This window comes from Verrucomicrobiota bacterium, from assembly GCA_016871535.1.
GTDB lineage: Bacteria > Verrucomicrobiota > Verrucomicrobiia > Limisphaerales > SIBE01 > VHCZ01.
This window is the reverse complement of the sequence record VHCZ01000226.1, coordinates 1-9,871: the sequence shown is the minus strand read 5'-3', so window position 1 is coordinate 9,871 and position 9,871 is coordinate 1. Positions and strand designations below refer to the sequence as shown.

Below are 9,871 nucleotides of genomic sequence, written 5' to 3'. Positions count from 1 at the left end.
GGCAGTTCACACTCTCGGCCATTTTTGGCTTTGCTCTCATCCTGACTTTGGCTGCCGAAGCGCTGTGGCTGCTTGGCGATCGCCGAAGAATTCACCACTGAGGTCTCACTCATCTTTCAGGATTTCCCGCGCTGCATTGTACCCGCAGGCGCCCATCACGCCGCCGCCGGGATGAGTCGCGGCCCCGCAAAGGTAGAGTCCGCGGATCGGTGTGCGATAGTCGGCGTAGCCGGGCAAGGGGCGCATGAAGGCCAAGCTGGAGAGGGACATCGCGCCTTGCATGATGTTGCCGCCCGTCAGGCCAAAAACGTTTTCCAGATCGGCCGGCGCCAGGACCTGATAACCGATGACCGCCTGGCGAAAATTGGGCGCGTATTCGGTCATGATGTCGATGCAGCGTTCGGCGTAACGCTTTTTGTTTTCCTCAAGGGTTCCCGCGTCGGCGGCCAGCTTGTAAGGGAAATACTGCGTGAACATCGACATGACATGTTTGCCCTTGGGAGCGAGCGTCTCGTCGAGCGAGCTCGGAAGGGTGGCCTCGATCACCGGGTTCTCGGAGATGTAACCGTATTTGGCGCAGTCGAAGGCTTTCTCGATATAAGTTCGATTGGGGCTGATGTGAATGGTGCCGTGGTGTTGAGGGCCCACGCCTTTGCCCGGTAAGCAAGTGAAGTTCGGAACTTCCGTGAGGGCCAGATTGATTTTGCAGCTCGCGCTGGAGTAATCGAGATGCCGAACGGCCTCGATAAACTCGGCGGGAAGATCCTTGTGGTCCATGAGCCGAAGGAAGGTGACGTGGGCATCGACGCACGAAACGACGCGGTCGGCGCGGTACTCGTCGCCGTTCGCCAGAGCGACACCGCAAGCCCGGCCATCCCGAACGAGGATGCGCGCGCCGGGCGCGTTTACTTTGATTTCCGCGCCGCGTTCCCTCGCCGCCGCGGCAATCGCGTGGGAAAGAGCCCCCATGCCGCCGCGCACGTAACCCCACACGCCGCGCACGCCGTCGCACTCGCCCATCACGTGATGGAACAGGACATACGCCGTGCCCGGCATGGACGGCGTCGCAAAAGCGCCGATAATGGCATCGGTCGAAATCGTGGTCTTAACTTCTTCGGATTCGAACCAGCGGTCGAGAATAGGATCGGCGGCGCCGGTGAGGATTTCCAGGGCTTGCTTGCCGTCGGCGCCGAGCTTGCGGAACTTCCAGGCTGTTTTCGCGAGCCGAAGCCAATCGCGGGGTGACTCGGACCACGGGTTGGGGGGCGTCTCGGAGAGCATGGGTTCGAGAAAAGCCGCGACGCGTTCGAGCATCGCCTCGTATTTCGGCAAATTCTCCGCGTCCTTCTTGGAGAATTTGGAAACCTCGCGGCGGGTCATTTCTTTGTCCGGTCCCATCAGGAGATAGCGCCCGTCCGGCAAGGGCGTGAAACTCGACGGGCTGCGCGGGATCATGGCGAATCCGTGGCGCTTCAGTTCAAGGTCGCGGATGATTTCGGGACGGAAAAGGCTGTTGACGTAGCTGGCCGTGGAGACCTTGAAGCCGGGCCAGAGTTCCTCGGTCACCACACAGCCGCCGATGACTTCGCGGCGTTCGAGCACCAGGACTTTTCGTCCAGCGCGGGCGAGATAAGCGGCGGCGACGAGGCCGTTATGCCCGGCGCCGATCACGAGGGCGTCGTATTTTGAATTCATGAATCAGTTCAACAGCAGGCCACAGAGATAACCGAGCCGTGGAGCCGCAACCAGATCCGAAATCCGAATTCATGAAATGTTCGCGGCCGGAGATGAAACCGTCTCATGGCGCACCATGATGGAGCCTGGGGCATTGGAGTCGAGAAGAACGATTGCATCCTGGATTTCGGAATGGGCCACCTTCCACCGGGCGAGAGGTGTCACAACCAGGCGTTCGAGCGTCCGTTGCAGCGGATGGGCCCCGAGGCGCTGGTCGTAGCCCTCGTGCGCAATCGCGGCGACCAAACGGTCGGTCCACTGGAGTTGAAGTCGAGCCGCAGCGAGGCCTTCACGACGGGCGAGCTCGGAGAGTTCCTTGCGCACGATGGATTCCACATCCGCGCGCCTCAGAGCGTGTCCGAAAATTGCGCGGGGTCCTGCGGCGAGGGATTTTGGCTGTGGCCAAGGCGGCGAGGTCCGAGCATCCCCAACGCGGGCTGTAAGGACCGAAGAACTCGGGTCGAAAAAACTTCGTCACCTCCGATCCGTAATCTGGCCCGGCGTCGGCGGCGAGGCCGGCGCTGGATGGAGCGTTCGCTCCGAGATTCGAGGTCAGGATGACAAGGGCGCTGCGAAACCATGTCGCGCGCCCCAGGCGGTCCGTCAGACGTCCTTCGTTCAGCAAGGACAACAACACGACGACTCCGGCCTTCGTCTGCAGCGTCGAGCGCCACTTCCGTTCCGCGTCGCGAGGGCTGAGACTTCGGCGATGCCGAGCGCTTCCGATAACTCGACGTCGTCTGCGAGCACGCGCGTGAGCGTTTTGAGTTGGAAGACTTCCGTTGGCATCTGGCGCTCTCCCTTCGCTCCGTTATCTCCTGTTTGATGCTCTCGCTCCGCTGCAAAAACGTCCTGGGAAACGAAATACCGCTGCGGCAGAGTGCTGGCGCCCGACGTAAACGTTTCATCCGTTTTGCGAAAATCAGCCATGGCGTCAATCTGCGCTCTGCGTTCAGAACCAATCAAGGCGAAACGGCGAAACGCCGAAACGCGTCGTGCAGGTATCCCCTCAGTCAAGGTAGCTGAGGTGGGGCGAGGCTCCTGCCGAGCCAATGCCATCGAAGAAAAGCTCCGCAGGAGCGTCGCTCCACCGTCGTTAACTGAGGGGTTACTCTTGCCGTTGAACAGCAAACAAGAGCAAACAAACGAAATGGAGTTCGCGAGTTTGATCTCCGTTCTCTCTGTTTCCTCCTGTTGAGTCGTTGTGCTTTCCATGCTCAGCCAATTGTTCCGCCGGAAGTCAGTCGAGCGCATCCTGCGGGAGGCCGAACAGGGCCGGATGGGGCGCGAATACGGCGGTTCACTCCGACGGACCCTGCGCGCCCGCGATCTGGCGGCTTTCGGGATCGCGGCGATCATCGGTTCCGGCATCTTCGCCACGGTGGGGCAGGCCGCATCGTCCGGAGGGCCCGCCGTTTCTCTGCTCTTTATTTTCATCGCGATCGCGTGCGGTTTCACGGCCTTCTGCTATGCGGAATTCGCCTCCCGAATTCCCATTTCGGGCAGCGCTTACACCTACGCCTACGCTTCGTTCGGAGAACTGATCGCGTGGATCATTGGCTGGGATCTGCTGCTCGAATATGCCATCGGCAACATCGCCATCGCCATTTCATGGTCGGATTACTTCACGGCCTTTCTTTCGGGATTTGGCATCAAGATTCCAGAATATCTGACGCTGGACTTTCTCAGCGCCTTGCGCGCGCACCACGCAGTGGAAGCGCTCCAGGCCAATGGCCAATCCCTGGCGCAGATTCTTGCCGAGCATCCCGAATTGACGGACGCTTACCACGCCTGGACCAACGCGCCAGTCCTTGGCCCCTTCCGTTTCATCGCGGACGTTCCCGCCCTCGTGATCGTCGCCGCAATTACCGCGTTGATCTACGTTGGGATCAAAGAAAGCCGCAACGCCAGCAACCTCATGGTCGCTCTCAAGCTCGGGGTCATCCTGGCGGTGATCGGGATCGGCTTCTTCTATATCAACCCTCAAAACTGGTCTCCTTTCATGCCAAACGGATTGACCGGCGTGCTGGGCGGCGTGGCGGCGGTCTTCTGGGCGTTCATTGGATTCGACGCCATTTCCACGACCGCTGAAGAGTGCGAGAACCCGCAACGCGATGTGCCCCGGGGAATTTTTTGCGCCTTGATCCTCTGTACGATTCTCTACGCGCTGATTTCCCTCGTGCTCACGGGCATCGTCAATTACAAGGAACTCAATGTCGGCGACCCGCTCGCCTTCATCTTCAAGGAACGATTGCCCTGGCTGAGCGGCGTGATCGGCTTCAGCGCGATTTTCGTGATCGCGAGCGTTTTCCTGGTTTTCCAGCTTGGCCAACCGCGCATCTGGATGAGCATGAGCCGCGACGGGCTGCTGCCTCCGATTTTTTCGCGCATCCATCCCAGGCACCGGACGCCCTCGTTTTCCACGGTGGTCACCGGCTTGCTCGTCGCCGTCCCGGCGCTCTTCCTCAATCTGAAGGAGGTGATCGAACTGAGCAGCATCGGAACTTTGTTCGCATTCGTTCTGGTCTGCGGCGGGGTTTTAGTCCTGGAAAATTCGGCGAATCCTCCGCCGCAGCCAAAATTCAAGACCCCTTACATCAACGGCCGCTATATCGTTCCTTTACTGTACTTCACGGTGATCTTCGTCAGCTTAAGGTATTTCACAGCGGAGGTCTGGGACGAATTCTTGAGCCTGGCGCCGCGAGCGAACGAAGCCGGGCAAGTGCAGGCGGGCTGGACCCTCTTCCAACAAAAAATCCCGATGGCGCTGTTCATCCTCCTGGCCACCGTCGTCACGGTGCTTTCGTTCCTGAAAAGGCTTTCGCTGATCCCAGTGCTCGGGCTCCTGACCTGTTTCTATCTCATGACTCAATTGGGAATCACGAATTGGGCGCGCTTCGCGATCTGGCTCCTGGTCGGCCTGGCGATTTATTTTTTCTACGGCCGCAAATTCAGCAAGCTCAATGGGAACGCGGGGTGAGTGGTAACTTACTTAGAGGTGGCATTGGCTCAGCTATACTGTGCAGACCCTGGGATTGGCGACAGATCGACCGGAGAACCGTAGCGCAGATTCTTAATCTGCCGTATCGCCGATTTCCAATCGGCAGGCCGCCGGCAAGTCCCAGCGCGCTCGGACCGGGAGACGCCCCGCAGAATGCAATTCTGCGATACAGCAGAGTGCAACTCTGCGCTACGAGTCTTTTCGTCCATCTTACGGATCAAGCAGTAAGCCTCGCCCCACCCATTCGCGAGACCAGCCAGGCTGAGGTTCGGTATTTGCGCGAATGCGTCCAAGTTCAACGCTCCGCTACGAGAGCCGCCGACGGACTAGTGGCGGCGCCGGACTCAACTCCGCGTGACGGAAACAGGACGTGACGTGGTCGTTCACCATGCCGACGGCTTGCATGAAGGCATAGCAGATGGTCGAACCGACGAAACGGAACCCGCGCTTTTTCAGCTCGCGGCTCATCGCGTCGGACTCAGGCGTGCGCGCCGGCACGTCACGCAAGGCCCGGCGCTTGTTCTGAATCGGCGCCCCGCCCACGAATTGCCAGAGATAACGGTCGAAGCTGCCGAACTCCGCGCGCACTTGCAGGAACGCTTTCGCGTTCTCGATCGCCGCGTGAATTTTCAGGCGATTGCGCACAATGCCGGCGTCAGCCATGAGACGTGCGACATCCTTCTCGCCAAAGCGCGCGACCTTTTCTGCATCCCAATGGGCAAAGGCGTACCGGTAATGCTCGCGTTTGCGCAAAATGGTAATCCAGCTCAGCCCGGCCTGCGCGCCTTCCAGGATGAGCATTTCGAACAGGTGACGGTCGTCGTGCGACGGCACGCCCCATTCGGAATCGTGATAGGCGATGTAAAGCGGATCGTCCCCGGCCCAGGCGCAGCGTTTTTTCATCGGCGCAAGATTCAGCCGCAGTATGGTAACGCTGCAACCGAATTCTGTTTGGATGCGGCCAAGCTGCCCGCGCTCCTTCTCGAGTCATCAGGGTGCGTGATGAAGCGCCGTGCTCATCGGTCCGGCTTGGGCTTTTCGGCGTTCTTTCTCGCGCCCACGGCCGAGATCGAACAGACGAATTGATCGAGGAGTTTCGCGTCCATTTCCACGAGATGACCGCGTTCGGGGAACCGGGCTTCTTTCACGTCAGCGATGTACTCGCGGAAAGCGGCAATGCGTTCCGCCTGCAAACGGCGGTGCTCCGCGGCGAAGTTTCGGTAGGCCTTGGCATGCCGCGGGGGGCGCTCGTCGTAATCGCCGAGGATGTCGTCGGAGAAAAGAAACTGCGTGTCGCAGCCGGTCCCGGAACCGAGCGACATGAGGATCATTCTCGTTTGCGAGCACAGCCAGCGCGCCAGGTTGTGCGGGACCACCTCGAGTTCCGCGGCGTAGGCGCCCGCGTTTTCCAAATCCTTCAAGCGGCGATAGAGTTCTCGGGCTTCCTCGACGGTCTTTCCGATCGCCCGGTAGTTGGTCCACGTGACGTGGCGTGGGACCATCCCGAGATGGCCGACGACGGGAATCCGCTCCCGGGCCATGGCTTCGACAATAAACGGACTGGCCGAGCAATAGACCGAGCTGGCGCCAATCTCCAGGGCGCGAAATCCGACCCGAATGGCTTCCTCCGGCGACGCCAACCCGTGCGGCGTCGCCGCGGAGATGAAGCTGTTTGGCGCCGCCGCGACGAGCCGCGGCAGCCGCGCCTGCGCTTCGGGCGTGTCGAAGCTGCAACTCATAAGATCGACCCCCGCCTGCTCCGCCGCCGCCGCTTCCTCCGGAGATTTCACGTGAATGTGCGTCAGGCAGCGTTTCCCCTTGAGTTGCCGGAGATCGAAGACGGTGAATTTCTTGCGTGGACGGAGCATCGGAGCCGACGAGTATCAGATTGGCGCCGCGAACTCAATCGCCATCAACGGGTGCGATGTAACTCCGACTTGAGTTAACGACCGTGGAGCGACGCTCCTGCGGAAAAGGGCTTGTCTCTGAACGATCAGGAGTAGGAGAACTCCACAGGCTTAATTCAATGGCAGCGGGGTTGGGGAGAGGAGGTGCGTTGGCTCGGGTCTCATGTTTCCAAGAAACCCCTCTCTCCAACTCTCTGCCCACTCGTCCCTCGCGGGGAGAGAGGGAAGTCAATCGGAGTCGCTGGCCGATACTTTCAATCGCATCATCGCACTTGCCAACAACCGCGACGCTTGACCGGGCCGGCGCCGTTTTTTAGATTCCCACCCTCACAATATGAAAGTTGCGTTCATTTTTTCGCTCGCGTTCGTCCTGAGCGGCCAGGCCGCACGAAGCGAACCGCGATTGCTCAACGCCGTCGTGGCCCGAGTTAACGATGCCGTCATCACGTACCGAGACGTTTACAATCGCGTCTTGCAGGATCTGGATTTTCTGGAGCGCCAGTACCGGACGCAGCCGGAGGTTTTCCAACAAAAGAGGGACGAATTGATTCAAAAGAACATCGAGTTGCTCGTCGAAGAACAACTGATCCTGCACGAATTCAAAACGGCGGGTTACAAGCTTCCCGAAAGCTATATCGATGAGGAGGTCGATAAGAACATTCGAACCACTTACCAGGACCGCGCCACGCTGACCAAATCGCTCCAGGCCCAGGGCCTGACTTACGAAGCGTACCGGACCCAACTCCGCGAGAGATTCATTATCGGCGCGATGTGGCGCCACAACGTTCCGCGAGACCCTTTGATCTCGCCCCACAAGATCACGCTGTACTGGGCGCAGAACCGCGACAAGTTCAAGGTCGAGGACGAGGTAAAGCTTCGAATGATCGTGGTCACCAACCGGCCCAACGGCAGTCTCTCTTCGGCGAAGAACCTCTCTCGGGAGATGCTGGCGAAAATCAAGGACGGCGCGCCCTTCGACGAAATGGCGCGCATTTATTCGCAGGGATCCCAAAGCAATGAAGGCGGAGATTGGAATTGGGTCCAGCGTTCCGTGCTCCGGCCGGACCTCGCGCAGATCGCTTTTTCTCTCAAACCCGGCCAGGTCAGCGACGTGATCGAGTCGCCCGATGGATCGTGTTACCTGATGAAAGTGGAAGGCGCGCGGCTTGCCCATATCAAGCCCTTGCCGGACGTGCGCGATGAAATCGAGGCCGTGCTGAAAGATGAGGAGTTCAAAAGGCTGAGGAAAAAATGGATTCAACGCCTGAAAGAGAAGTCGTACGTCGTGATTTATCCGATCAGCTAGACCAGGACGGCTCGGCTATGACCGGTTGGATCGGCATCGCGCTTGGTGATCCGACTGGCATCGGCCCGGAAGTGACGCTCAAGGCGTTGGCGGGCCTTGATGATTCGGACCCCCATCGTTACCTCGTCATCGGCGATGATTCGCTGCTCCAGGAGTTGAACCGGCGCCTCGGCCTGGGTTTGAAGCTGCAAGCATACGGAGGATCGCAAAGCCAGGGACGGTTCTGCGTCCACAACCCAAGCGCCAGACCATTCTCCGAGAAGCTAACGCCCGGATGCGCGACTGCGGCGCGGGCGGCCCTGGCTTACCTGGCGGATGGAGCGCAACGCTGTTTGCGACGCGAACTCGATGCGCTGGTGACTGCGCCCTTGAACAAGGAAGCCGTCCTGCGCACCGGAAAATCTTTCATCGGCCAAACCGAGTTCCTCGCGGACGTGGCTCGCGCAGACCGCACGGCGATGATGCTGCTCGGTGAGGACGACCGCGGCCGCTGGCTTCGCGTCGCCCTCGCGACGACTCACGTGCCGTTGCGCCAGGTCGCGGACCAACTGACGCAACCGAAGATCGAGACGGCGATCGAGCTGGCGGCCAGGGCTTGCCGCGATCTGGGGTTGAAGCGCGCGCGCGTCGGAGTGTGCGGTTTGAATCCGCATGCCGGTGAAGGCGGGAAACTGGGAACGGAAGAATTGACGGTCATCGCCCCGGCGGTGCGCGCCGCTCAAGAGAGGACGATCGACGTTCACGGACCGTTCGCCGCCGACACGTTGTTTTATCAAGCTTACCGGGGCGAATACGACGCGGTCGTTGCGATGTACCACGACCAGGGCCTGGCGCCGCTGAAAATGGTCGGGTTCGATCGCGGCGTGAACTGGACGCTTGGCCTCCCCTTCATTCGCACGTCTCCTGACCACGGCACGGCTTATGACATCGCGGGCCAGGGCCAAGCCAATCCCTCCAGCATGCTCGCCGCGATCTCACTGGCGAAGCGATTGGCGCGAACGTAGGGCAGGCATCCTGCCTGCCGCTGCTGTTCGACATTTCATTCGGTTTCTCTCGTTGAGGAGTTTTGCTGGAAGCGGTTGGCCGGCGGAATTGGGGGGCAGTGAATGGATGCGCGCCCGATGTCACTATGAGAGTCGAAGTCCACAACGAGGCTCCAATCAATCCAAGCCGAATGCTTGAAGCCATTCTCATCGTTCGAGCATCCGCATTCGCCTATGCTGTGGTGGACGAGAAAGTGCAGGCCATTCGGAATCATGCGAACGGTTGACGCAGTCTGGATTTCACTTCCTGCAACTTGGTCTCTTTGATTTTTGCCGCGGAATAGAGAATCACAGATTGCTCGACGGTGAAAAGACGATTGGGGCGGATGAAGCTGGCCACGGCGAGGCGGCCTCGCTCAAAATCGGAGGCAGTAAGCGAAACAGAGTAGCTGTCGGAGCGGGCTTGGCTTGTGATCTGGCAAAGGATCAGGTCATCACCAATGACATCAGCCACAACGAGAGCAGGGCGGCGTTTGCCAGTCTGTAAATTAGTTTGAGGGAACGGCAGAACGACGACTTCGCCGACTACAGGTTTGCCCATGCTTTGTCCTCTTCCGGCTGAGATTGAATTGATCTTCCCAGCGGAACTCGAAGCGGGCCTTGCTCAACGCGTTGTCGCGGTATTGCGCGCCGGGATGGGCCACTTGCGTGGCGGCCACCTTACGGCGCGCGGCGAATGGTGGCCGTGCGCAAGCACCGCCGTCTTTTACGTCCTTCTTGTTCGGCAGGCCGAGGTGTTCCTTGGGCGTGACGTAGCAGAGCATCCGCCTTCGCCGAGGCTTCGGCGGACAGGTCGCGCAGCCGGTGGCCCGTGCGGCTCGCACCCAGCCGATCATCGCCGCGCCGATGCCGCTGGTGATGTGATCGTGGTTGCGCCTCC

Annotated in this window: 10 protein-coding genes; 3 read left to right on the top strand and 7 right to left on the bottom strand. The window is 60.0% G+C overall.

Annotated features, from left to right (window positions below; translation table 11 throughout):
* Positions 1-105 precede the first annotated feature (105 nt).
* The 3 genes from FJ398_21750 to FJ398_21740 form a co-directional block, all read right to left on the bottom strand.
* Positions 106-1,695, bottom strand: a complete 1,590-nt coding sequence (locus FJ398_21750) for an NAD(P)/FAD-dependent oxidoreductase (protein MBM3840536.1) — start codon at positions 1,693-1,695, stop codon at positions 106-108.
* 69 nt (positions 1,696-1,764) lie between these two features.
* Entirely contained in the window at positions 1,765-2,100 is a 336-nt protein-coding gene (locus FJ398_21745) for a hypothetical protein (protein MBM3840535.1), read from the bottom strand.
* Positions 2,024-2,461, bottom strand: a complete 438-nt coding sequence (locus FJ398_21740) for a hypothetical protein (protein ID MBM3840534.1) — start codon at positions 2,459-2,461, stop codon at positions 2,024-2,026. The genes FJ398_21745 and FJ398_21740 overlap by 77 nt, the downstream gene beginning before the upstream one ends.
* A gap of 486 nt (positions 2,462-2,947) precedes the next feature.
* Here FJ398_21740 and FJ398_21735 point away from each other — a divergent pair, with 486 nt between their 5' ends.
* Positions 2,948-4,714, top strand: a complete 1,767-nt coding sequence (locus tag FJ398_21735) for an amino acid permease (GenBank protein ID MBM3840533.1) — start codon at positions 2,948-2,950, stop codon at positions 4,712-4,714.
* Between the two features lie 327 nt (positions 4,715-5,041).
* On the opposite strand, the gene FJ398_21730 is transcribed toward FJ398_21735, so the two are convergent.
* Both FJ398_21730 and FJ398_21725 read right to left on the bottom strand, forming a co-directional pair.
* Positions 5,042-5,638 (bottom strand): DNA-3-methyladenine glycosylase I, encoded by a 597-nt coding sequence (locus FJ398_21730; protein ID MBM3840532.1) that lies wholly within the window; start codon positions 5,636-5,638, stop codon positions 5,042-5,044.
* A 113-nt stretch (positions 5,639-5,751) separates the two neighbouring features.
* A complete protein-coding gene (locus FJ398_21725; protein ID MBM3840531.1) occupies positions 5,752-6,603 on the bottom strand; it encodes a ketopantoate hydroxymethyltransferase in 852 nt (283 codons plus the stop codon).
* Positions 6,604-6,976: 373 nt separating this feature from the next.
* Here FJ398_21725 and FJ398_21720 point away from each other — a divergent pair, with 373 nt between their 5' ends.
* Entirely contained in the window at positions 6,977-7,948 is a 972-nt protein-coding gene (locus FJ398_21720) for a hypothetical protein (protein MBM3840530.1), read from the top strand.
* Positions 7,894-8,952 carry a 4-hydroxythreonine-4-phosphate dehydrogenase PdxA gene (pdxA, locus tag FJ398_21715; GenBank protein ID MBM3840529.1) on the top strand — a complete coding sequence of 353 codons (1,059 nt, stop codon included), beginning with the start codon at positions 7,894-7,896 and terminating at the stop codon, positions 8,950-8,952. Before FJ398_21720 ends, pdxA begins: the two co-directional genes overlap by 55 nt.
* 250 nt (positions 8,953-9,202) lie before the next feature.
* Here the strand turns inward: pdxA and FJ398_21710 are convergent, their stop codons facing one another.
* Together FJ398_21710 and FJ398_21705 are read right to left on the bottom strand one after the other, a co-directional pair.
* Positions 9,203-9,532: a type II toxin-antitoxin system PemK/MazF family toxin gene (locus FJ398_21710; protein ID MBM3840528.1), complete on the bottom strand. Its 330-nt coding sequence runs from the start codon at positions 9,530-9,532 to the stop codon at positions 9,203-9,205.
* Positions 9,480-9,871 (bottom strand): hypothetical protein (locus FJ398_21705; protein ID MBM3840527.1); only part of this gene is annotated, 392 nt, incomplete at its 5' end. The genes FJ398_21710 and FJ398_21705, both read right to left, overlap by 53 nt.